Annotated in this window: 21 protein-coding genes; 11 read left to right on the top strand and 10 right to left on the bottom strand. The window is 64.1% G+C overall.

The window, feature by feature from the left end; translation table 11 throughout:
• Window positions 1–184 precede the first annotated feature (184 nt).
• Window positions 185–682, top strand: a complete 498-nt coding sequence (gene hpaR / locus AC1DIO_RS17040; protein ID WP_441507067.1) for a homoprotocatechuate degradation operon regulator HpaR — start codon at window positions 185–187, stop codon at window positions 680–682.
• Between the two features lie 23 nt (window positions 683–705).
• Here the strand turns inward: hpaR and AC1DIO_RS17035 are convergent, their stop codons facing one another.
• The 8 genes from AC1DIO_RS17035 to AC1DIO_RS17000 form a co-directional block, all read right to left on the bottom strand.
• Window positions 706–996 carry a GYD domain-containing protein gene (locus tag AC1DIO_RS17035; protein WP_069881005.1) on the bottom strand — a complete coding sequence of 97 codons (291 nt, stop codon included), beginning with the start codon at window positions 994–996 and terminating at the stop codon, window positions 706–708.
• Window positions 997–1,123: 127 nt separating this feature from the next.
• Window positions 1,124–1,900 carry a bestrophin-like domain gene (locus AC1DIO_RS17030; RefSeq protein ID WP_441490886.1) on the bottom strand — a complete coding sequence of 259 codons (777 nt, stop codon included), beginning with the start codon at window positions 1,898–1,900 and terminating at the stop codon, window positions 1,124–1,126.
• A 69-nt stretch (window positions 1,901–1,969) separates the two neighbouring features.
• Window positions 1,970–2,347 (bottom strand): VanZ family protein, encoded by a 378-nt coding sequence (locus AC1DIO_RS17025; RefSeq protein WP_441490887.1) that lies wholly within the window; start codon window positions 2,345–2,347, stop codon window positions 1,970–1,972.
• A 77-nt stretch (window positions 2,348–2,424) separates the two neighbouring features.
• Window positions 2,425–3,552: a glycosyltransferase family 4 protein gene (locus AC1DIO_RS17020; protein ID WP_441491070.1), complete on the bottom strand. Its 1,128-nt coding sequence runs from the start codon at window positions 3,550–3,552 to the stop codon at window positions 2,425–2,427.
• Window positions 3,553–3,851: 299 nt separating this feature from the next.
• Complete coding sequence (locus AC1DIO_RS17015) at window positions 3,852–5,096, bottom strand: glycosyltransferase family 4 protein (RefSeq protein WP_441507066.1); 1,245 nt, start codon at window positions 5,094–5,096, stop codon at window positions 3,852–3,854.
• A gap of 11 nt (window positions 5,097–5,107) precedes the next feature.
• Window positions 5,108–5,869 carry a polysaccharide deacetylase family protein gene (locus AC1DIO_RS17010; RefSeq protein WP_441507065.1) on the bottom strand — a complete coding sequence of 254 codons (762 nt, stop codon included), beginning with the start codon at window positions 5,867–5,869 and terminating at the stop codon, window positions 5,108–5,110.
• Entirely contained in the window at window positions 5,862–7,193 is a 1,332-nt protein-coding gene (locus AC1DIO_RS17005) for an O-antigen ligase family protein (protein ID WP_476853733.1), read from the bottom strand. The genes AC1DIO_RS17010 and AC1DIO_RS17005 overlap by 8 nt, the downstream gene beginning before the upstream one ends.
• Window positions 7,194–7,202: 9 nt before the next feature.
• A complete protein-coding gene (locus AC1DIO_RS17000) occupies window positions 7,203–8,756 on the bottom strand; it encodes a GumC family protein (RefSeq protein ID WP_476853732.1) in 1,554 nt (517 codons plus the stop codon).
• Window positions 8,757–9,101: 345 nt separating this feature from the next.
• Here AC1DIO_RS17000 and asnB point away from each other — a divergent pair, with 345 nt between their 5' ends.
• From asnB to nadE, 4 genes are read left to right on the top strand one after another with little or no spacing between them, the layout of a single operon-like run.
• Window positions 9,102–11,039, top strand: a complete 1,938-nt coding sequence (gene asnB, locus AC1DIO_RS16995) for an asparagine synthase (glutamine-hydrolyzing) (RefSeq protein WP_441490892.1) — start codon at window positions 9,102–9,104, stop codon at window positions 11,037–11,039.
• 23 nt (window positions 11,040–11,062) lie between these two features.
• Entirely contained in the window at window positions 11,063–11,329 is a 267-nt protein-coding gene (locus tag AC1DIO_RS16990; protein ID WP_441507062.1) for an acyl carrier protein, read from the top strand.
• Between the two features lie 25 nt (window positions 11,330–11,354).
• Complete coding sequence (locus AC1DIO_RS16985) at window positions 11,355–12,902, top strand: class I adenylate-forming enzyme family protein (RefSeq protein ID WP_441507061.1); 1,548 nt, start codon at window positions 11,355–11,357, stop codon at window positions 12,900–12,902.
• Complete coding sequence (gene nadE / locus AC1DIO_RS16980; RefSeq protein ID WP_476776371.1) at window positions 12,899–13,906, top strand: NAD(+) synthase; 1,008 nt, start codon at window positions 12,899–12,901, stop codon at window positions 13,904–13,906. Before AC1DIO_RS16985 ends, nadE begins: the two co-directional genes overlap by 4 nt.
• Before the next feature lie 45 nt (window positions 13,907–13,951).
• On the opposite strand, the gene AC1DIO_RS16975 is transcribed toward nadE, so the two are convergent.
• Both AC1DIO_RS16975 and AC1DIO_RS16970 read right to left on the bottom strand, forming a co-directional pair.
• Entirely contained in the window at window positions 13,952–15,067 is a 1,116-nt protein-coding gene (locus AC1DIO_RS16975; protein WP_476853731.1) for a hypothetical protein, read from the bottom strand.
• The gene (locus tag AC1DIO_RS16970; RefSeq protein ID WP_441507058.1) at window positions 15,064–15,795 is read right to left on the bottom strand and encodes a N5-glutamine methyltransferase family protein; all 732 of its coding nucleotides are present in this window, start codon (window positions 15,793–15,795) and stop codon (window positions 15,064–15,066) included. Before AC1DIO_RS16970 ends, AC1DIO_RS16975 begins: the two co-directional genes overlap by 4 nt.
• Before the next feature lie 189 nt (window positions 15,796–15,984).
• On the opposite strand from AC1DIO_RS16970, the gene AC1DIO_RS16965 reads away from it, so the two are divergent.
• The 6 genes from AC1DIO_RS16965 to AC1DIO_RS16940 all read left to right on the top strand — a co-directional run bounded on the left by AC1DIO_RS16965 (window position 15,985) and on the right by AC1DIO_RS16940 (window position 23,547).
• The gene (locus AC1DIO_RS16965) at window positions 15,985–17,307 is read left to right on the top strand and encodes a lipopolysaccharide biosynthesis protein (protein ID WP_441507057.1); all 1,323 of its coding nucleotides are present in this window, start codon (window positions 15,985–15,987) and stop codon (window positions 17,305–17,307) included.
• Entirely contained in the window at window positions 17,297–18,454 is a 1,158-nt protein-coding gene (locus AC1DIO_RS16960) for a GNAT family N-acetyltransferase (RefSeq protein ID WP_476853730.1), read from the top strand. Before AC1DIO_RS16965 ends, AC1DIO_RS16960 begins: the two co-directional genes overlap by 11 nt.
• A gap of 34 nt (window positions 18,455–18,488) precedes the next feature.
• Window positions 18,489–19,499: a glycosyltransferase family 2 protein gene (locus AC1DIO_RS16955; RefSeq protein ID WP_441507055.1), complete on the top strand. Its 1,011-nt coding sequence runs from the start codon at window positions 18,489–18,491 to the stop codon at window positions 19,497–19,499.
• 42 nt (window positions 19,500–19,541) lie between these two features.
• A complete protein-coding gene (locus tag AC1DIO_RS16950) occupies window positions 19,542–20,225 on the top strand; it encodes a class I SAM-dependent methyltransferase (protein WP_476776369.1) in 684 nt (227 codons plus the stop codon).
• A gap of 48 nt (window positions 20,226–20,273) precedes the next feature.
• The gene (locus AC1DIO_RS16945; RefSeq protein WP_476853729.1) at window positions 20,274–22,472 is read left to right on the top strand and encodes a glycoside hydrolase; all 2,199 of its coding nucleotides are present in this window, start codon (window positions 20,274–20,276) and stop codon (window positions 22,470–22,472) included.
• Window positions 22,473–22,818: 346 nt separating this feature from the next.
• Window positions 22,819–23,547, top strand: coding sequence for an IclR family transcriptional regulator (locus tag AC1DIO_RS16940; RefSeq protein ID WP_476853728.1), 729 nt, complete (start codon window positions 22,819–22,821; stop codon window positions 23,545–23,547).
• Window positions 23,548–23,602 lie beyond the last annotated feature (55 nt).

The following is a 23,602-nucleotide window of genomic DNA, read 5'->3' as shown; positions in this document are numbered from 1 at the left end:
ATTAACGTGTTAAATTAATTTGAGCAAGCGATTACCGGCGCGAACCGCTAGAATGGTGGCATTGCTCTGATCCTGCGCACCGCCCCGGAAGGGACCACGTTTGAGAAGCCCCGCTCCACCCCCCGATGAGTCCTCGCAAGGTGGGACGCGTGTCCATCTTCGCCATTTCTCGAAATCCCTGCCGATGTCCCTGCTGCGGGCGCGCGAAGCGGTCATGCGCTGCTTTCGGCCGTCGCTGCGGCAATATGAAATCACGGAGCAGCAATGGCGGGTGCTGCGGGCGCTGAACTCGGTGCCCAGCCTGGAGGTGACCGATCTCGCGCGCGCAACGTTCCTGCTCGCGCCGAGCCTGTCGCGGATCCTCGTCGACCTCGAGGCCAGACACCTCATCACGCGAGGGGCCGATCAGCGTGATCTGCGTCGCGCCATCATCTCGATCAGCCCGGCCGGCGCCAGTTTGATCGAAACGGTGACGCCGGTCTCGGAAGCGATCTACCGCGACATCACCAGCCGCTTTGGCGACGAGAAACTCGCGACTCTGCAGGCCTTGCTGCGCGAGCTGGAGGGCGTGGCCAGCGCTGTCGCACCCCATGACGAGAGTGCGGGCAAGCCGCCCCCGCCAGGGGAAACCACGCGAAAGAAGCGAAGGATTCCCCTGAAACGGAAGCGCAGCGCGACCTGACGACGCGCCGCGCTCCGGCCTCCTTAGACCTTGCCGAGGATCGTGGTCATCTCGGCCGGGGTGAAAGCCCGCATCGTCTGGTTGCGGATGTTACCGAGCTTGGCAACGGCAAGACTGAGCGCAGTGGCGCTCATCTCGTCGGGAGCATCCACGGTGACGAGGACGTCATACTTGCCGAGCGTGTAATAGGCGTCCTTGACGGTGATCCCCTTGGATTTCGCCATCTCCCGGAATGCTTCCAGGCGTTTGACGCTGTCATTGACGTTACGGATGCCTTGATCGGTGAAGTTCGCGAGGACGACGTAGGTAGCCATGACGCGCTCCTCCCTTTGAGCCCCGGCGCAATGCACCACAGCTGGAGACGCCAGTCGATCTGTACCTGGGGGAATGGCGTGCCTGCCTTGCGAGACGCGCGTCCAGCTCCGCCTGGGAGCGCCTCGCCTATTGCGGGCTCTTGATGGCCTGGCTCACCCGCGCCGATGAAATGCTCGTTTCGCCTCTGAACGGTTCGTCCATGATGATGATGAGGCCGAGCACCATGCCGATTGCGCCCATATGCGCCGCGATCAGGGCAAGAGCGGCAGGGTTCAGGTAAAAGCGGCCGTTCATCAGCATCGCGCCGAGCAGAAAGATCAGGATCATCCACCAGAAAATCCCCGGCACGCTCTTGGTCGCCGTTTCGAGCCGCCCCTGGCGATATTCCTCCAGCCTGTCCAGCAATCCGCGCAGCGAGGAGGCCGAATCCCGATACTCCGCCGCAACCTTGCGCACCTGCAGGACCAACGCAGCGAGCGCACGATCAGCGGTCGCAGAAAGCCCGGCATCCTCGGTCGAGAGGGAATGCCACTCATCGCGGGTCACGGCACCGACATAGTCTCGCAGCGCCTTCCGCGCCGCCTCGGGCTCGCTCCCGTCGAGACTCGCCAGATCCCGATCGAGGCGCGCGATATAGGAGCCCTCACGCGAAACCGCGTCATCAGCCCGCGCCAGATTTACACGGACATCCGCAAGCATCAGGGCGAGCACGAAAACCGAGAACGCCAGCAGACTGCCATGAACGACCTCGGCGAGCTTGTTGGGCTCGTCGGCAGCGTCCCGAGGCCGGGCAAACCATAGGCGACGGGCAATGGAGGCGAGCAATACTCCCAGTACCGCAGTGGACAATCCGCAAATGATCAGGATCACTGCGTCCGAATAGGCTGCAATCAGTTGTATCATCGAGAGCATCACCCTCCTCACAACAATGATAGCATGCTGGCCGACGCTGCCGCGGATGCAGCGAGACGCCTACCCCCTGAGCCGCTCACGATCCAGGTAGGTTGTGAGCCGCGGCAGCAGGCGGGCAGACAGCCAACTCGCCGCGACGCCGCTCACACCTCCGGCGATCTTGACCAGGGCATCTCCCAGCCGCGCGTGCCTGTCGGGTGACAGCATCTGGAAGAGCTCCAACCCTATTGCGATCCCGATGGTCAGCAGGAGTATGATCCCAATTCGCCGGGGATATGCGGTGGCGAAGAGGAAACCTAGGAGGCCGAATGCGCCGAACCGTTCGAGATGAACGGCATCGCCGATTCTCGGACGCAGCTCGATCGCGGACAAGGTTGCGTAAGCGATGAAGGCGAGCGTGAACCATGCCAGGGCGCGTAGAACTATCCTGAATGTCATGGTCCGTCGATCTCTGGCTGTGGGGCGGCGAGCTGCTGGCGCTCTATCGCGCGCTCTCGCTCACAATGGAAGCCCGCCTATTTCGCCAGCAGCGCCCGATAGACCTCCAGCGTCTTCTGGGCGACGTTCGGCCAGCTATAGGCCAGCTCCACCCGCTTGATCTGGGAGCGGGCCTGCTCCTCGCTGATCGGATTGGCGATCTTTGCCATTATCGCCGCGGCGAGCGCATCGACATCGCCAAGCGGAAAGTAATCCTCCGGAGGCAGGCCAAGTTCCCGGTTCGCGGCGATATTGCTGGCGAGCACCGGGAGGCCGGACGCCATGGCCTCCAGGAGCGCGATCGGCATCCCCTCATGGCTCGACGGCAGGACGAAGAGCGCGGCATTGGCGAAGAGTTCGGCAAGCCTGTCGCCGGACTGGAAACCAGTCAAGACGACGCCGGGCACGGCCTGGGCCATCTCCCTGACCTGCAGGGAATAGGCGGTTTCAAACTCCGCTCCACCCGCCAGGACCAGGCGAAGGTCGGAGCGCCCGCTCCGCGCAAATGCTTCGATGAGGTCCGTTTGCCGCTTCTCCGGAACGAGGCGGGCGGCAAGCAGGACATAACGCTTGGGCTGCAGGCCAAACTCCGCCAGGACGCCAGTCCGATGCGCGCCCCGGGAGATGGCCACACCATTCGGCACGAAGCTGACCGGCGTATCGTAGCGGGAGCTCATGGTCTGGGCGACCTCGCGCGAGACCGCGATCCGGCCATGGGACAGGCGCATGCCGAGATACTCGCCAAGTCTTAGGGCGCGCCGGGCAACGCCGCCCCATTTCTGCCGGTCGTAATCATAGCCGTGATGGGTCACGACCACCTTCATGCCCAGGAGACGGGCGAGAGGCACCATCAATGCCGGGCCAACCGCATGAATGTGCAGGATGTCCGGCCGGCGCACCGCCGCGAAACAGACGCCCAGGAAGGTATGGACGATGGCCTCCAGCGCCATCTTGCGGGGGGCCCAGAGCGAGAAGACACGGATACCGTTCGCGGGAGAAGGCGGAGACGGCAGGTAACGGTGCCGGCCGATGACTTCGACGTTCCAGCCGCATGCGGCCATCTCGCCGGCCAGCATCTCGACATGTTTCTCTACGCCGCCCTGAACATTGGGGATGCCGCGGAGTCCGAGGAAAATGACACGCCGTGGAATATCCTGACTTGCCATAGCCACCGGCTGTGCGGGAGGCACCTCAAGAGGAAGACTGGTCAATGACGCCTCCGCCGATTGCTGCCCGGCCGGTCTTGAACGACAATGCCGAAGACCGTTGCGCTTTCAGCTCGGCGCCGGACCTCGGAGAGATTCCTCTTGGGAAGGTAGAGAGTGGAATCCGGTGTTCTGGAAAATCCCTCTACCTGATTTCGATGAATTTTATAGAATGCGGGCTGCCATCCGCAATAGACAGCCCGGCGCGCGGCGTGTTTTCCAATTATTAACCTTTACATCGCTTTTTGCCTCGTCGCCTTTCAGGCGGCCCCGAGCGCGGCATAGAGGTTCAGCGTCCGGTCGCGAAAGGCGGCGGCGGAGAAGTCGGCTGCGATCCATTTGCGCCCCGCCGCTCCCATCCTCGCGCGCTCGGCCGCCGGGAGCGCGGCCAGATCTCCCAGTTTCTGCGCGAGATCCTGCGCGTCTCCCGAGGTCACCAGCATTCCGGTTTCTTTCTCCCGGATCATCTCCGGGATGCCGCCGATGGCGGCACCCAGCACGGGACGTCCCAGCGCATAGGCTTCCAGGATGCTGATCGGGGCGTTCTCATACCATTCGGAGGGCAGCACCAGCGCTCGGGATTGTCCGATCAGGCGGTGCAGGTCCTGCCCTGACAAGTGCCCCACGAAGCTCACGTCCGCGCCGGTTTCATCGGCGCACTGGCGAAGGGCCGCTTCATCGGGCCCAGTGCCGGCCACGATGAGCCGCTGCTTCGAGAGAGCGACGGCCTTGATCAAGGTCGCCAGCCCTTTCTCGGGCGCGAGGCGGCCGGCGAAGACGAAATAATCGCCCTCCTCCCAGTCGCTGCTGTAACGCTCGACATCGACGAAATTCGGTATGTATTCCAGCTGCTCGCGGGGCCAGCCCCATTCGACCAGCTTCTCCAGATAGAAGCGGCTGGGAACGACGATGCGGTCGAGCTTGTCCCGGTAAAGGCCGAGCGAGCGATGCACCAGAGTTTCCGCCAGGACCAGGGTGCTGTACGGCACGGATCCCTTGATGCAGCGATGGCGCAGGACATTGTAGATGTGGCCGCCGCGGCAATCCTCGCAGATTTTTCCATCGCGCAGCATCTTGTAGGACGGACAGGCGAGCTTCAGGTCATGCGCCGTCATCACCACCGGAATGCCAGCTGACTTCAAGGTGGAGAAGATCGCCGGGGAGAGGTGGTGGTAGACGTTATGGGCGTGGGCGACCGAGGGGCGCGCCTGCTCGATCAGTCGCGCGATATTCCGTTGCGCTTCGACGGAGTAGATGATGCTTGCTGCTTGGACGACCTTTCGCAACGGGCTCGTCTGGCGACCATATTCGATCTCCGACACGAAATAGTCTGACCATGGCGAGGGTTCATTGTCCTCATGCTGCATGGCAAAGGGGACGACATCCCAACCGATCCTTTCGAACATGGTCATGTGGTCGAAGAAGACCGCCTCGGCCCCGCCGCGGCGGTAGAAATAGTTATTGATCGCCAGCAGGCGCTTCCCGGCAGGTTGGGGTTTTGCCACGTCCCGGCTCCTCACCAGCCGATCCGATCCAGAATGCGATCGACAGGCTGGACCGCGCATCCGCGCTCGACCGCGTGACGCACCAGATGCTCGAATGTGCCCAGCGTACACCCATAGGATGTCGGGTTGGGTGCGATGTCATGCGTGAAGAAGACGAGCCAGCCGGGCATGGCGACCACCTCGTCGATCCAGCGTGTCAGGGCGCGCGCCTCCGGATCGGGCTGGCGAATCTCGACGGCCTTGAGCATCAGGGGATCGACCGCACCGCGATTGATGGCTTCGCCGGCCCCGCGGCATGTGCGGAAGCGCCGGCGGAATTCGGGTCGCGCCAGAGGCCATGCCGCATTGTAGGGAAAGGCGAAATTGGCCGGCTCCGCGGAAATGCCGGCTTGCGCGAGATAGTCGGCATTGCGGTCCAGATCGCGCGACAGATCGGCGCCGGGAATGTCGCGGATCCTGCGATGCGAGAAGGTGTGGCAGCCGATTTCGTGACCGCGTTCGGCGAGATCCCGGCACCCGTCCGGTGTTATCAGCACCCGGTTCGGCTCGACCTGCCCCGCAAGCCCTCCGGCGATATAGAACGTGCCACGCACGCCATATTTCTCGAGGATCGATGCTCCCTCGCTACGGGCAGAATCTGGAACATCGTCGAAGGTGAAGGAGACCAGCGGGGTGTCCGTCTCCAGGCGGCGCCTGGAGCCCGCAAGCCCCCAGATCAGCCGGTTGCTCAGGCTGTCGACCTTCGCTCCAAGGCGTTCGGATACGCTAGGCATGCGCGACGGCCCCTTCCGGCTGGGTCCGGCGCTCCGGCGCCAGCGCGGCCGAGGCCTGCAGGGACAGGCCGTAAAGCGCGAACAGCAAGGTGAACCAAAGCGAGTTGCCACCTTCGAAGAACAGGCTCTCGAGGCCGGCATTGAAGATGGCGTAGAGCMAGATGCGGGTGAAGAGCCGAGTCAGATGCGAGTGCTCGGCGTCGGGTTCCAGCCGCGAAATGTTGCGGAGCGGCAGGACGACGAGCCAGACCAGCGTCAGCAAAAGCCCGGGGATTCCCGTCATCAATGCGACGTCGAGATAGGAATTGTGCCCGTTTGCCGCGGCAACCGCCCAGGTTTCGATCGAGCCGCCGCTGTGGACGAGCTCCGATGTCTGCCAGAAACCCTTGAAGCCGTATCCTGTCAGTGGCCGGTCCGCGAGTTCGGAGACGGCAAACCGCCAGATATCCGCGCGGTTGGTAAAAGTCGCATCGATCCCGAGCTCGTTGATGAAATCGCCCAGCGGCCTGAAGACCGCAGCCCCGATCGCGAAGATGTTGAACGCCCCGACACCGCCGATGACGATCGGAATGCGCAGGAAGCGAACCTTCTCGAAGACCCATGCGAGCAGAAGGATAGCCGGCAGCATGGCCGTCGAGGTCTTGCCGCCGGTATTGATCAGGAAGAGGAACGACAGGCACAGGATCGTCATGCCCGCGATCCGCGACCAGGCATTCATGACGAAGAGGCCGAAGAACGAAGCGACCACCATTGCCGCTGCAGCGCTGTTCTTGTGCGGGAAATGCCCGCGCCACAAACCGGCATTCATCGGCTCGCGCAGCTCGGAAGCCTGATGGATCGCCAGCAGCGGCTTGAACAGGATGCCGTAATAGCTGACCCCCAGCATGATGAGCGTACCGATGCCCAGCATCTTGGCGAAATGCCTCTCGGAGGCCGGCAGCAGCAGATAGATGCTGGCATTGACCGTCACCATGACGGCGAGAACGGTCCCCTTGATCCCGAGCATGGGGTAGGACGAGATCAGCGAAACCAGGAAGAACCAGGCAAACAGCAGGCCCAACAGCACGCGCGGCTGCAGGATGATGCTGCGCATCGGGTGAAGCAAACCGTAGGCGAGCGTGCCCGCGAACAGCAGCAGCGACACGACTTGGTTCATCAGGTTGGAGTTGCCGGCGCTGGGGTCCAGCACGGCCTCGCCGGTCAGGTCGACGAAGGGATTGAGGGAAATCCAGAAGAACAGGAAGATCGCCATGAACAGGGCGGTGCCGACAGTCTCCCTCAGCTTCTCTCCTCGATCTGCCTCCCCCTTGGCGGCGCTTCCCATGGCCGCCCCTCAAGCAGCCGCGGGCTGCGGGTGACGGATATAGGTCCAGGCCCCACGCGCCAGGGCCGCTGCAATCCCGAGCATAAGGCCCAGCATCACCGCCGCCGCCAGCAGGATCAACGTACGAGGTGGCCAGCTACGCGCCTTGGGYGGCATCGGTGACGAGATCACACGCACATTGCTGGTGTCGATCTGCTGGCGCTCACCGATCTGCTGGGCACGCGCCAGGTGGGTTTCGTAGATCGCCGCCTTGGCGCGCGCGTCGCGCTGTAGATCGCGCAGCTGCACTTCGGCGTCGTTGTCGGTGAAGACGTTCGACTTCCCGTCGCCCGCCTTGTCCTGCAGTACTCTGAGCGTCGTCTGTTCCCTGTTGAAGTCGGCCTTCGCGCCTTCGAAGATGCGGCGGGCTTCGCGGGACAGTGCTCCTTCGAGCACCTGCTGTTCGGATAATGCTGTGATCAGCTGCGGATGGCGCGCGCCAAAGGTCGCCCTGATCGACCCGATCTGCTGCTGCAGCGTATTATACTGCGCTCGCAGACTCGTCATGGTCGCGGAATCGAAGATCGACGCGCTGGCTGCCCGCCGCTCTGCGATCGCTGCACTCATCTGCCTGTAGCGCGATTCCGCCTGAATGAAGCGCTGCTGTGCATCCAGAACCTGCGTATTGAGCTCGCCCGAGAGCCGCGTGCTGACGAGCTCGCCATTATTGGACTGCAGCCMTTTCGCACGCCGGAAATCCTCCACCCTCCGCTCCGCCTCGGTCACGTTGCGGCGCAGCTCATCCAGGCGGTTATTGAGGTTCTTCACCACCCGGCCGGCGCTTTCGGCCGCTGACTGGAAAAGCTCGGCCTCGAAGGCTTCGACAATCGCGTTGGATATCGCGACAGCCTTCTCGGGGTCTTCCGCCCAGAGCTTCATGACCACGACGAAGGAGCGCTCCTCGCGCCGCGCCTCGACCCGTTCGGCCAACGCACGCATCACGGCAAGGCGATTGTCCTGACTGGCATCCCTGGACGAGATCAGGCTCCTGAGCGCCGACAGATAGCCAGGCTGCACGAACTCCGGATCATTGGTCAGGTCGAGCCGGTCTATGACCCGTGCCAGGACGTTGCGCGAGGTCAGGACCCTGAGCTTGCTCTCGACCTCGAGCAGTTGTGCATCACGCTGCGGATTGGTCGTGAAGACGTCGTCCCGGACGACGTTCAGGTTCGAGGGATCAATGAGGATATCGGTGTAGACGGTATAACGAGGCGGCGTCGTCACCGCATAGACCAGCGCCGTGGCGACGCAGATGACGATGGCGGCAACGATCATGCCTATTCCCCGCCGCAGCCAGACGAGGATGTCGTCGGCCCCGACATCGGCGAGCAAGCGGAGACGGGCAATCGGGCTTCCACTCCCGAATGAACCTTGCGCCCGGCTCGACTGCGGGGAGTGAGACGACGGATCGGAGCGTGCGCCAGAAGACGAGGCTGCATCATCGCGCAGCGATTCCGAGCGAATCCGGGAATGGCCTGTCGGCAGAGGCGCTTGTCGCTGCTCCGACTCCTTCGGCCCGTACATCCGCTTCGCCCTCAGCACGCAACTCTAGACGGAAGAGACGCGCCTATCCCCCGTAAACATGCCCTAGGGGTATGCTCCGGCCCTGAATTTTACGTTAATCGCAACGAGAACACCGCATCCGGGAACGACAATCCGGCCCTCGATCTTGCGGCAAAGTCCAGCTGCGTCATCAGATCCCTTGGGACGTCGATCTTCGGCCTTGATCCGAAGTCTAATCAAGAACTTGGGGCTTTGCCGGGTGCTTCGAAATTTACCATTCGCATGGATATCCCCAAGCGTTAACGCTTGCTCGCCCAGGATTGGCTATAGTTCAACCGGACACGAAGGACTTGGAAGCATCTCGGCATGTGCGGATTTGGGGGCTATTTCGGCGCGGTCCGGGATGGGAGGGAACTCCTTGAACGGATGACGGCCGCGATTGCGCATCGCGGTCCCGACGAGCAAGGGCTCTTCACGGCGAAGGACGCAGGTCTCGGACATGCGCGACTGTCGATCGTCGGCCTGGGGGATGGCCAGCAACCGATGTCCGATGCGACGGGTGAACTGACGATCGCCTTCAACGGCGAGATCTTCAACTATGTCGAATTGCGCGAGCAGCTGCGCGCAAAGGGGCGCCGCTTCCGGACGTCGAGCGACACCGAGGTGATCCTGCATCTCTATGAGGAGATGGGCGAGGATTGCCTGTCCGTCCTCAATGGCGATTTCGCCTTCGCGCTCTGGGATGGCCGGCGCCGCCGCATGGTTCTGGCCCGGGACCGCATGGGCGTCCGGCCGCTGTTCTATACAAGGCAGGGCGATCGGTTCTATTTCGGCTCAGAGGTCAAGGCGCTTCTTCAGGTCCCGGGCGTGAGTGCAGAGATCGATCCCGTCGCCCTCGACCAGATTTTCACATTATGGGCGCCGATCGCGCCGCGCACGGCCTTCCGCGACATCTTCGAGCTGGAACCAGCGCATCTCATGATCGTCCAGGAGGGCAGCGTCTCGACGCGGCCTTATTGGAGCCTGGATTATCCCGACCGGGATGCGCCATCCCGGCACACCGATGAACGCGCTGCGGCAGAGGAACTGCGCGCCCTGCTGACCGAGGCGACCCGGATTCGCATGCGGGCCGATGTCCCGGTCGGCTCCTATCTCTCAGGCGGGCTCGATTCCTCGATCACCTCTGCGCTTGCTGCGGGCATGGCGCCTGGCGGCCTCAGGACTTTCTCCGTCACCTTCGACAGCGCCGAGCATGACGAAAGCGCCTTCCAGATGGAAATGGCCCGGGCACTCGGGACGCAGCACAGTTCCGTCGCCTGCGGCGAGGGCGACATCGCCGCGGTCTTTCCCGACGTGATCCGCTTCACCGAGCGGCCGATCCTCAGAACCGCACCTGCCCCGCTTTTCAAACTCTCCGGCCTGGTGCGCGAGGCCGGGCTGAAAGTGGTGCTGACGGGTGAAGGCGCGGACGAGGTCTTTGCCGGCTATGACATCTTCAAGGAGGCCCGGGTTCGGCGCTTCTGCGGCAGGCAGCCCGGCTCCCGGATCAGGCCGCACCTGTTTCGCAAGCTCTATCCCTATCTGCCTGGCCTCAGGCAACAATCCGCAGAATATCTCGCATCGTTCTTCGGGGCGAACGGTGCGGCACTCGACGATCCGCTGTTCTCGCATCGGCCGCGGCTCGACGGCACGGCGGCAACGAAGCTGTTCTTCTCGGGCGACCTGCGTGCCACGCTATCGGGCTATGACGCGGCCGAGGAACTCGCTTCGCGTCTGCCGGAGGCCTTCAGCCGCTGGCACCCCTTGCATCAGGCGCAGTATCTGGAGGCCCGCTTCCTTCTGCCGGGCTATATCCTGTCCAGCCAGGGCGACCGCATGGCGATGGCCCATGGCATCGAGGGGCGTTTCCCCTTCCTCGATCATCAGCTGGTCGAGTTCGCCGCCGGGCTTCCCCCCGAGATGAAGCTGAAGGGGCTTGTCGAGAAGCACATCCTGCGCGAGGCGACCAAGGACCTGCTGCCGCCCTCGATCAGCCGACGGGCAAAGCAGCCCTATCGCGCGCCGGACAGTCACTCCTTCGTCGGAGCGGGTGCTGCCGATTATGTCCGGGCAGCCATGGGCGAGGCGCAGGTCGCAGCCGGCGGCCTGTTCAATCCCAAGGCCGTGGCAAAGCTGCACGAGAAATGCAGCGCGCGCCCAGCCTCCGGCTTTCGCGACAACGCGGCCTTTGTCGGCATCCTCTCGACGCAGCTCTGGCTGCAGACATTCACCGGCACGAGCGGCCGCAGATCAGAGGCCGCCTGAAACCGGCCGGGAAAGGAACAGACATGAGCGACACAATCAGGGACAGCGTGAAGGCCTTCGTCGTCGAGAACTTCCTGTTCGGCGATACCAGCCATGAGCTCGCCGGTACGGCGTCGCTGATCGAGAACGGCGTCATCGATTCCACCGGGGTGCTCGAGCTCGTGGCCTTCATCGAGGATCGCTACGGGATCACCGTGGCCGATGCCGATATCGTGCCCGCAAACCTGGATTCGCTTGATCGCATCTCGGCTTTCATCGCGTCGAAAGTATCCGCTCCGGTCACGGCGTAACGATTAGGGGCGGAGCAACAGGCTCATGCGGATCGAGCAATTCCTCGTCACGAACGCCGCCGCACAGGCTGCGAAAACGGCGCTGGTCACCGACCAGAGGCGGCTGCGCTATGACGAGCTGGATGATCTTTCCAGCCGGCTGGCCACCACGCTCGCCGCAAGCGGCGTGAAGCGGGGCGACCGCGTCCTCGTCTTCATGGACAATTGCTGGGAAGCCGCCGTCTCGATCTTCGCGGTTCTCAAGGCCGGCGCGACCTTCAGCCCGATCAACGCCTCGACCAAGGCCGACAAGCTGGCCTATGTCATCGGCGATTGCGAGGCCGCCGCGATCCTGACGCAGGCGAAACTGTTGCCGGTTGTGACGCAGGCGCGCGCGTTGGTCCCAGGGCAGGCGCTCTTTGTCGCTTCGACGCAGTCGCCGGCCGGCCGGCCGCTCGAAGGCGCGGTGTCCTTCGAGGATTGCCTGAAGGGCTCGCCAGCTTCAGTCGGTCATGGCGGCATCGATATCGACCTTGCCATGCTGATCTACACCTCGGGCTCCACGGGCCGGCCCAAGGGCGTGATGATGACGCATCGCAATATCGATGCGGCGGCCGACTCGATCACGACCTATCTGCGCAATACGCCCGACGACATCATCCTCAACGTCTTGCCGCTGGCATTCGACTACGGCCTTTACCAGTTCCTCATGGCGATGAAGCTTGGGGCGACCCTCGTCCTGGAAAAGTCCTTCGCCTTCCCGCAGGCGATCTTCGAGCGCATTCGCACTGAGAATGTCACTGGTTTTCCGCTCGTGCCGACKATGGCCGCGATGATCCTGCAGATGCGCGATCTCGAGCCGGGGTTCCTGCCGAGCCTGCGTTATCTCTCGAACACGGCCGCAGCCCTGCCGCCCGCCCACATCGCTCGACTGCGTGAACTGTTCCCCGGCGTACGGCTCTATTCGATGTACGGCCTGACGGAATGCAAGCGCTGCACCTATCTGCCGCCGGAAGAACTCGACCGCCGGCCGGGCTCGGTCGGGATCGCCATTCCCAACACCGAGGCGCTGGTCGTCGACGATGAGGGCAACCGCGTGGCTCCGGGCGTGCCGGGCGAGCTGGTGATCCGCGGCCCGCATGTCATGCAAGGGTATTGGCGCAACGAGGCGGCAACGGCACAGATGCTGCGCCCAGGGCCGAACCCTTGGGAGAAGCGCCTCCACACCGGCGATCTCTTCCGGACGGACGAGGAGGGCTTCCTCTATTTCGTCGGCCGCAAGGACGACATCATCAAGACGCGCGGCGAGAAGGTCGCTCCGAAGGAAGTGGAAGCGGTGCTGCACGGCCATCCCGGCATCGCCGAAGCGGTGGTGATGGGCGTGCCCGACCCGGTGCTCGGCCAGGCCATTGCCGCCCTCGTCGTCCTGTCGGATGCGAGCCTGAGCGAGCGGGACATCATTCGCCACTGCGCTGTCCATCTCGAGGATTTCATGGTGCCGCGGATCATCGCGTTCCGCACCGAACTGCCGAAGACGGATACCGGAAAGGTCAGCCGCAGGCTGGCCGCCGAAACGCTGGGAGCAGCGGAATGAACCTCCCCCCTGCCCCGAGCTTGCTCGCCTTCTCGGCTGCCACGCTGACGATCGACAACGCCGCGGAGACGGAGCGGATCGTCGCCGAACTGCGTGGGCAGTTGCGCGGCATGCGCAAGCGCGGGCTCGTGCTCGGCCTGTCCGGCGGCATCGATTCCAGCGTGTCCGTCGCGCTGGCGGTCCGCGCCGTTGGCGCCAAGAACGTCTTCTGCCTGTTCATGCCGGAAAACGATTCCGATCCTGAAAGCCTCCGGCTCGGCCGGCTCGTCGCCGACACGTTCGGGATCGAGGCTGCGGTCGAGGATATCGGCCCGACGCTGCAGGCCATGGGGTGCTATGAACGACGCGACGGCTTCATCCGCGAGCTCGTACCCGCGTATGGGCCGGGTTGGGCGTCCAAGATCGTCATCGCCAACTCGCTCTCGGGCGACGGCTACAACATCTCGTATCTGGTCGTTCAGGACCCCGAAGGCCGGCAGACGAAGCTACGCATGCCGCCTGCCGTCTATCTCGGCATCGTCGCCGCCACCAACATGAAGCAGCGCACGCGCAAGCAGATCGAATATTATCACGCCGACCGGCTGAATTTTGCCGTGATCGGCACGCCGAACCGGCTCGAATATGATCAGGGCTTCTTCGTGAAGAACGGCGACGGTGCCGCCGACGTGAAGCCGATCGCCCATCTCTACAAGAGCCAGGTCTATGCATTGGCGGCTCATCTCGGCATCCCCGAAGAGATCCGCAGGCGGCCGCCGACGACCGACACCTACACCCTCGAGCAGACGCAGGAGGAGTTCTACTTCTCGCTGCCCTATGACCGCATGGATCTGTGCCTCTACGGGCTCAATCACGGCCTCACCGCCGAAGAGGTCGGCACTGCCACCCAGTTGACGGCCGTCGAGGTCGAACGGGTCTGGGCCGATATTGCAGCCAAGCGCAAGGCGACCCGCTACCTGCACCTGGGGCCGCAGCTCGTGCGCCCGGTGGACGAGATCGCACATTGAGGCCAGCGCACCGGCGGCGGCCTGTCCGCCTTCGGTGCGCGAAAACTAGTCGAAGCTGCCGCCGTTCAGGCGGTTCCAATGCTCGCCCGCCAAGCCGTTCAGGAAGCCCTGCCCGTTGCGGAAGGCCTGAACGAGCTCCTCATCGGGCGAATGCACGACTGTCGATGCGATGTGGGTGAAGGCAATGCGCCGGCCCAGCATGGCTTCCAGCAGCGCGGGCTGCGTGCGGCCGCGCAAGCCGGCAACGCCGCGTGTCGCCGCGTGACCGATCAGGCAATCGATGACCGGGCCTGCCTGCCCTGGCCTGGCAAGAACCTGAAGGACGCGCGCGATCCGCCCCGGGCGGGCGTGATAGAGAAAGGCGCCGATCGGCGCCCCGCTGGCCGAGGTGACCGACGCATACACCGCCTCGCCATAATCGGGCTTCTCGGACGCCTCGGCGACGATATGGGCGAGTTGTTCGCCTGACCAATCCGGACGCAGCGCGAACTGCTCCGTCAGCGGAGCGACAAGCGCGGCAAAGCCGGGCTGATCGATTTCGGCGACCTTGAGACCACCTTTGACATGCCAGTTTTCCGGCACGCCCGACCAGCGCAGATMATTGTCCTGCATCCTGCCGCGCAGATAGCGATCGAGTCCCCGGGAGACCGGGTTCAGCAGCCGCACCGCACCGATCCGGCTCGCTGCCAGATCCAGCATGAAGGCCGATGGCCGGATGATGCGGACCMAGTCCAGGCTGTACTGCGGCAGGGTGATCCCGCGCAGCCTCGTCCACATCTGCGCAGAGATCTCGCTGGCGGTTTCACTGAACGAGAGATCCTGCGGCCCGGCGAGAAAGGTCTTGAGCAGCCGCGCGCCGGCCATCGGGTCGCTCACCCGCCGCTCGACCATCAGGGAACCGCAGATCGCCGCGCGCAGCTTGCGGCGGCCGTGAATCATCGGCAGCACATTGACGCCGACGAAACCCGAAATGTCGCCCTCACCAGACACATGGACGAGGGGGGCGATCTCGGGATCGCAACCCGGCGCTTCGAGATAGTGTCGACGCAGATAGGTCGCGAGCGTGGGAGGCGGAGGCACGCCGCGATCCCGGAATATCCTTTGAAAGAGCCCCGTAACCGCCGGGATATCGGCGGCGCCCAGCGGGCGGATCTCGCTCATGCCGGTCGGCCTGTCGCTTCGGACGTTGCCTGCCCGAACTCCGGGAGCTTGCGGACAAGGGCAACCCGCGGCGTTCCCGCCTCATTCGCGGCGAAGGTCATGGATTCGTAGGCCTTGGTCCTGGCAATGAGCGCCGCCGCTTGCCTATCCTGGCCCTCGCCGAATTCGAACAGCAGCCAGCCGCCCGGCTTGAGGAAGGCTACGGCATCCCGGATCACGCGCTGGTGGATCGATATGCCATAAGGGCCGCCGTCAAAGGCTTCGCGCGGCTCGGCCTCGAGCAAATGGGCGCTTTCCCCCTCGAGGCGCGACGTGGAGATATAGGGCGGGTTGCAGACGATCAGGTCGACGGCACCCTCCAGGCCATCGCCTGCGAGAGCGGAGAACAGATCTCCCTGCCTGATGGTGACACGGTGCTCAAATGCCAGGCGCTCAGCGTTTCGGCGGGCGAGCTCGACGGTGCTGTCGGTCAGATCAGCGGCCCAGACGCGCGCCGACGGAATCTCGGCTGCGATCGCCAAAGCGAGATTGCCCGAGCCACAGCACATGTCGACCACGATCGGCTCCGCAGCGGCCCGTTCGCGAAGGATCGCGACTGCTCTCTGGCCGAGGAGTTCGGTTTCCTGGCGCGGCACGAGAACGTCAGGCGCCAGCTCCAGGCTCACCCCCATGAAGCGATGCAGGCCGGGCCGGGGCTTGCCGTCGAAATCCAACACTGTGCGCGGCATGAACGCCCCTTCCCTTGCTGAGCGCCTTATTCATCCGCGAGAAACTATGGCGGTCAGGTAAACGGAGGCTGAAATGAAGTGAACGGAGGGTGTTAACCGCACAATCATTTCTGCGTGTTACTGGCCGTATTGTCGATGGTGGACGCCACCGAGTGCCGCTATCTCGGTTGTTGTCAAAGGCAGGACCGGATGGCTTCGGATAACGCGAAAGGATCGAGTCATCGCAGAGCGTTTCTGCCTATGCTCGTGTCCTATGCCGCGTCAGGCGGCAGCCTTGTCATCAGTTCCGCCGCACAGCTTCTGACCTTCGCCATCCTGGCCCGCTGGCTCGGCGTCCATGAGTTCAGCCTCTTCGTCGCCATCACCGCGATTTCGAACATCGCGGTCCATATGTGCGGGCTCGGTGCCATGGAATGCCTGGTTCGCCGCGTGGCGCGCGACCGGGCGATCTATCCGGACATGCTTGGCCACAACATCATCCTGACGGCCGCCAGCGGTGTGTTCCTGGTCCTGCTCGGGGCGGTGGCTCTGCCCTTCTTCTTCACGCTCTCCAGCGATCCGGCGACGAATGTCGCAGTGATCACCCTGATGCTCGTCACGAATATCATGCTGGTCCGCATCATCGTGCTGGCCGAGCAGATCTTCATCGCCCATTCCGATTTCGGCTCGGCCAACACGGTGGTGGTCAGCTTCGCCATCGCGCGGACGATCGCCGCCTGCCTTGCCTGCATCGTCTTCGGTGTTTCGACGCTCGCGACCTGGGTGCTGTGGCAGTTTGCCTGCCATGTACTGGTTGCGCTGGCATGCTGGCGCGCCATTCGCGGGCTGGGCCAGCCGAAATACCGGATCGTGCGCGAAGAGCTGCCGCTCGGGCTCTATTTCAGCATTCCCTTCATCCTGCGGGCGATCCGGCAGAACGCCGACCTGCTCGTGCTCAGCCTCGTCGCGACAGCGGAAATCGTGGCGAGCTACAGCGTGGCGCGACGGATGCTGGAAAGCAGCTATCTCTCGGTCGAGGCGCTCAATCGCCTGGTCTACCCGGGTTCGGCCAAGGCGACGGAGGCTGGCCTTCAGCACGCCCTGCCCCGCGTCAGGAAGGTTCTCATTGCAGCCACCGCGATCAGCATCGCGGCGGCGATCGCCGTCTTCGTGCTGGCGCCGGTCCTGCCCTATCTGTTCGGCAAGGACTATGTCTCGCTCGTCTCCTTCGTCAGGGCTCTCTGCTGGGTGGTGATACCGCTGGCGATGTGGTCCGTGGCGGTTGAGGCGCTCGGAGCGTCGGGCCACCAGCCGACCCGCGCCGCGGTCATGGGACTTGGCAGCGTCATTGGCGCTGCGGTTGCCGCCTGCGCGACCTGGTATGCCCCGCCCACCGGGACTTTCGTTTCATTCTACGTGATCGAGATCGCCATGGTGGCTGCGGCCTGGGGGGCACTCCTGCATGTCGTGAACAGGGACAGGGAGGAGGCGCGCAAGCAAGGTCTCTCTGCGGGGATCGCGCATGGACGCTGACCTGCAACAGAATCTGCAGTCATCCCGCCCGACCAATGGCGAGGAGAGCCCTCCGCGCGGTTGTGGCGTCCGCCCGATKACGAAGCGCGATATCCCAATCATCGCAAGACTGTTCAGCAAGACCTTCCGTAGCCACAAGAGCGAGGTCGCGCCGGATCTGGAAGGATATCTCGAGACGGTCTTCTTCGGCAGCCCGCATTACCGGCCGGAGCATGGCAGCATCGTCTATGACAGTGCTGCCGGCAACGTTGCCAGCGCCATCCTTGCCCTTCCCATGGAATTCACCGTCCATGGTCGTCCGATCATCGCCAAGGTTCTCTGCGCCTTCATGGCGGATGGGAAGGAGGGCGCGGCAGGAGCTGCGCGCCTTGCCCGGCAGATGCGCGCGGCCCGGCAGGATCTCTGCTTCTCCGACAATGCCTCGCCGGTCAGCGCCGATCACTGGGTTGCCGGAGGCGGTGTGGTTCTGCCGGTACAGAGCCTCGAATGGCAGCGCACGTTCCGGCCGCTTGCTGCCGGGGCGATCGCGTGGAGCCGCTACGTGCCGCTGTTGCGGTCCCCTGGCGTCCTGCGCCTTCTCGGCCTGTTCGATGGGCTGCTGCGCCGGGGAAGGCGCTCGCTGATCCCGGCCGCGGCGGCGGGCTGCCGGACGATCAGTGCCAGTCCGGACGAGTTCTTCCGCTGCGCCGGCCCGATGATGGAACGCTTTCCGATCCGGCCGGTCTGGTCAAAGCCMGAGTTCGACTGGCTCGTCGGCGTCGCCGCGCTGAACCAGGGCCTCGGCTCCCTGCAGTACAGGACCGTAATCGCCGAGGACGGCCGCGTGATCGGCGCCTTCCTCTTCTTCGGCAAGACGGGTCGGGAAGCCAACGTCCTGAACCTCCTATGCGCCGCGGGCCACGAGTTTGACGTCACCGGCCAGATGTTCGCGCATCTGGACGCAGAGGGCTATGCCCAGGCGAACGGGATGGCGCAGCCATTCCTGATGAACGCAATATCGCGGCAGCGCTGGCTGTCCTTCAAGCACCGCGGCTATTTCTGCCTTGTCACGCGCCATGCCGAGATCAAGGACGCCACGCTCCGCAACGAGATCTATTTCGGCGGCCTTGCATCGGAAAGCTGGAGCAGGCTGCTCACCGATTTCTGACGTCGTGGCGCTCGTATCGACACTGGAGGCCCGATTGGCCGTTTCGATCATCATCAAGACCCTGAACGAAGAGAAGCGCATCGCCGCGACGATCGAGAGCGCACTGGCGGCGCTTGGCGACCTGCAGGGCGAGGTGGTCATCGCCGATAGCGGCTCGTCCGACCGCACCGTCGAGATCGCGTCAGGCTACCCGGTCGTGATCGCCCAGATCGTCGCGCCGGCGCGCCCGAGTTGCGGGATCGGGCCGCAGCTCGGCTTCCAGCATTCCCGCCACGAGTACATCTGCCTGATCGACGGTGACATGCTGGTCGATGCCAGCTTCCTCGATGCTGCCATCCGTTTTCTCGTCGAGAACCCTGCCGTGGCCGGCGTGACCGGACATGTCGAGGAGATGCAGGTCTCCAATCTCGAATATGCGAGACGCGTGCAGCGCAATGGACCCGAGAACAGAACCGGCCCGATCGACCGGATGAATGGTGGCGGGCTCTACCGGCGCAGCGCGATCGAGCAGGCCGGCTATCTCTCGGACCGCAATCTGCATGGCCATGAGGAGATCGATCTCGGCATCCGCCTGCGGAGCCGCGGATGGAAACTGCATCGGCTCGACCGCCGCTTCGTCCAGCATTTCGGCCATACGCTCAATTCCTACAGGCTCCTGACGAGGCGCTGGAAGAACAAGTATCTGCACGGTGTCGGCGAATTGCTGCGCGCGTCGCTCGGCAAACCCTATTTCTTCCAGCTCCTGCGGGAACTCCCCGAGCTCAAGCTATGGAGCGCGGTCTATCTCTGGTGGGGGCTCTCCATCGCGATCCTGCTGTTCCTGCCCGACAAGGCGCTGGCTCTCGGGCTGGTCCTCGCCCTCTTTGCCGGCATCGTCGCGTTGATGAGCCTTCGCAAGGGTGGGCTCGGCATGGGGCTCTACACCGTTGTCGCCTGGTTCTTCCACGCCGCAGCGCTGCCTGTGGGCTTCCTTCGGCGGCGGCGCCCCCCTGCCGCGCCGATCGAGAGCCGCATCATCCATGAACCGGCGAGAACGGCCGCCTGACGGGCGCAGCCGAGCCACGAACACCTCAGGAAAGCTCCCTTCATGACCGACGACACTGTGGAGAAGACCGTTTCGCTCTGGGACCGGATCGTGCATTCCTCGTCGGAATATTTCCGCAGGAGGCGCGGCGGCTTGTTTCGGGAGACCATCCCCGAATTCACCTCGCTCAAGGTCTGCGACGTCGGCGGCTCCAGGCACTTCTGGGAAAAGCTCGACCCGGCCGACGTTCCCAAGGACCTGACGCTGGTCAACATCCGCGACGACGGCCAGGCGCGCTCGTTCACCGGCTCGTTCGGCGATGTGAAGGTCATCGTCTATGACGGAGACCGCCTTCCCTTCGAGGACAAGTCGTTCGACGTGGCGGTGTGCAACTCGGTGATCGAGCACGTGCCGCCGGCCAAACGAGCCAATCTCGTGCGCGAGATCAACCGCGTCTCGAACTACTACTTCATCCAGACGCCGGCCTTCGTCTTCCCCATCGAACCGCATTTCTTCTGCCCAGCCCTCCACTGGCTGCCGCGTCCGCTCGCCCGCAATGCCGTCAGGCTGTCGCCGTGGCGCTTCCTGTCCAAACCCTCCGAGGAGCACATCCGGGAGTATTTCGAGGAGATTCAGATCCTGACCTTGAAGGAGTTCCGCTCCTATGCGCCTGGGGCGAATCTGGTCCGGGAGAAGATCGCAGGCCTCACCAAATCCTACATCCTGCACGGCCCGTCGCGGCCCTGAAGGGCGCAGCGGGATCGTCCAGGGTTCGCCGGATAGGGATTGGTCGGCATGAAGAGACTGCTTTCCTCATTGGCTGCGGTGCTGGCGCTTACCGCCACCGCGCCTTGCGCCATCGCCGCCGACCAATGGCTGCCCGTTCGCGAAGTGTCGCTGGAGATCCGCCCCGGCAGCCCGCTCGACTTCTCCGCGCTCCTGCCCAGCCGGGCGATCGGGCCAAAGGGCTCGATCGGCGCGGGCCAGCGGGTGGTGGCGCGGCAGGACGGCCGTCTCGCCCTCGCCCAGGCGCCCGAAGAACCGGAACGCCTGTTCTGCGCCTCTCTGGCATGGAGCCCTGCCTCGGGCGGCTTCCCTGATCGCGCCGGGGCCGACCGCTACGCAGAGCAGCTCGCGCGCCACGGCTACAACATCGCCCGGCTAACCTTCCTTGACGCATCGCTGATGTCTGGCCGGGGCAAGGATTTCGATTTCGACCCCGACACGCTCGACCGCATCCATTATCTGCTCGCCGCGCTGAAGCGGAATGGCATCTACTGGATCATCGACGGAATGACCTCGTGGCGCGGCGCCTATGGCGGCCATGACGACCGCTGGGATCCAGCCGGCAACCTCAAGCTCGCGCTGCATCTCGACGCCGCAGCCTTCGCCCATTGGAAGACCTTCACCGAAAAATTCCTCGCACGGGTCAATCCCCATACCGGCATCGCGCCGATCCATGACGATGCGCTGGCGCTGGTCATCCTGGTCAATGAGAACGGCATCGAGTTCGAGGGCGTCGTGCAGGACCGGCCCGGCAAGCCACCGTATGACGCGATGCTCGCGGCCCCCTTCAATCGCTGGCTGGCGAAGCGCTATGCGTCGACGGCTGCTCTTTCGAAGGCCTGGGGCGGGCTCGGCTGGACCGAGCGACTGGAGAATGGCTCGATCGCACTGCCCGGCAACCGTTACGCAGATAGCGCGCGCATGCGCGACCTGCAGGCCTTCTTCATCGAGGTCGAGACCGAATCCGCCGCAAGGATGAGCCAGGCGCTACGCACGCTTGGCTACAAGGGCCTGATCAGCACCTACAATAACTGGCCGACGATCCAGACCGCCCTCAGCAGGCGTGGCCTCGAAGCCGTGACGATGAATACCTATCACGACTGGATCGGGGGCTATGCGCCCGGCAGCAAGCTGCTCCAGCAGAGCTCGGTCGGCGACGGAGCCAATGCGATGCGCATGATCGCGGCGGCGCGCTGGCTCGGAAAACCCTTCATCGTCAGCGAATACGATCACCTGTTCTGGAATCGCTATCGCTACGAGGGCGGGCTCGTCTTTCCGGCCTACGCCGCACTGCAGGGCTGGGACGTGCTCTGCCGGCACGCCCACGGCCCGATCATCCTCGCCTATGGCGAGCCGTATCCGCACAAGCGGGCCATGCTGCCCTACGCGATCGCACTCGACCCCGTGGCCCGCGCCGGCGAGACCCTCTCCGCACTCCTGTTCAGGCGCGGCGATGTCTCCACCTCCCGGATCAGGATCCCGTTCGCGGTTCGCGGCGAGGATGATCTCGGCCCGGACATGCAGGCCCGCGAGCCTGAGAATCTGACGGATCTGGCTCTGGTCGGGCGGATCGGATTGCAGGCTGCCGACCGCATCGGCGAACAGATCGCCGTTCTTCAGCCTCGCGACGCCAATCGCACGGCTGCGATCATCGACAGGCTGAAGAAGAGCGGCGCGCTCCCGCACGGAAATGCCACCGATATCGCGGCGGGGCTCTACCAGAGCGACACCGGCGAGATCGTCCTGAACCGCCCAAGCCGGCAGTTGCGCGTTTCGACGCCCGCGACGGAGGCCCTCGCCTTCTCCGCGCAGAGCCTGCCGGCCAGGCTGGGAACGATGAGCGTCGAAACCGCGGAGGGTGATGGCCTCGTCGCCCTGGCCTCGCTCGACAGGCCGGCCTCCCTCGCAAAGGGCAGCCGCTTCCTGCTGATCTTCGCCACCGATGCCCGCAACACCGGCATGACCTTCCGCGACCGGCAGGAGAAGGTCATCGAGGATTTCGGGCGGCTTCCGGTCCTGATCCGCAAAGGGCAGGTCGATCTGCGGATCAACAGGACGGCGCCGCGATGGCAGCTCTCACCTGTCTCTCTCGACGGAACGGTGAAACCGCCGATCACCCGTGGCGCAGGCCCGGTTTCCTTTMGCCTGTCGAACGATCTCCCGACCGGCCCGACGACTTATTTCCTGCTGGAGCTCCTGGAAAGCTGATGGCGCTGCCGAGCCCGCTGGCGCTCGATGCCGGCCCCCTCTCTGGTTCGAGAGTGGCGCCCGGACCTGAAACCGCTCTTCGCCGGGCTTAACTTAGCCGGCCACGACATCCTGACGCACCGGCCGTACAAGCACCGTCCGGTCCTCGCAACGGCAGGCTCGCGCGGTCCGTCGCTGCCCTTGCTCTTCACTGTTGTTTCGGGCAGGTTTCATGCTGTTGCAGACATGAATACTGGTTGAAATCGGCAGGAGAGCGTGAACGACACGCGCCCTGACGTCTGGAATGCCGTTCGGATCTGGGAGACTGGTGCCCCGCCCTATGGACAGAACACTTCAAGACGGCCTGATGATTCTTGAAGCCTTGGCCAAGAGCGATCAGCCGAGGAGCGTTCGTGATCTGGCGGAGCAGACCGAACTGGGCGAAAGCCACGTTCAAAGCGCTTTGGCCGTCTTTGAGCATGCGGGCTATCTCGCCCGCGAGCCCGACACAGGGCGGTGTGGGCTATCACTGAAATTGTGGGGGCTGGGGGTCGGCCTGTTCGCCCGACTTGAGCTGAAGCGGGAAGCGCAGCGCCACCTCTCCGAACTCGCCCTGCGCACGCGCGAAACCGTACACCTGTCGGTCCTCGCTGGGGCCGATGTGATCTATATCGATAAAATCGATAGCCCCGAGCCGCTTCTTGCCAGCTCCGATGTTGGCGGCAAGGCTCCGGCCCACGCGGTTGCGATCGGAAAGGCGATTCTCGCGTTTCAACCCTCGCATGTCATCGAAGAGATTGGGCGAAATCTTCTCGCCTTCACGCCAAGGACCATCAATAGCCTTGAAGGGCTCGAGCCCGAACTGTCAGCGGTCCGCTCGCAAGGCTATGCCGTCAACCTCGGCGAATGGCGCGGCGCCGTCTATGGATTGGCGGCCCCGATCAGGCGCGCCGACGGCGTGGTCGAGGCTGCGGTTGGCGTATCGGGGCCATCGGCCCGGCTGACACCCGAGATGATCAAGCTCATGGCGGAGCAGGTCATGGAGGCCGCAGACGAGATATCGCGCGGGCTCGGCTATGCTGGGACCGGGCGGTAGCACCCTATACGCAGCGGACACTGTTCGAGCGAATCAGGCAGAAGGACCGCGACTG

It is taken from the genome of Allobosea sp. 05T439, from assembly GCF_056396005.1.
Note: the sequence above shows the minus strand (reverse complement) of the source record. Positions and strands in the feature narration are given on the sequence as shown.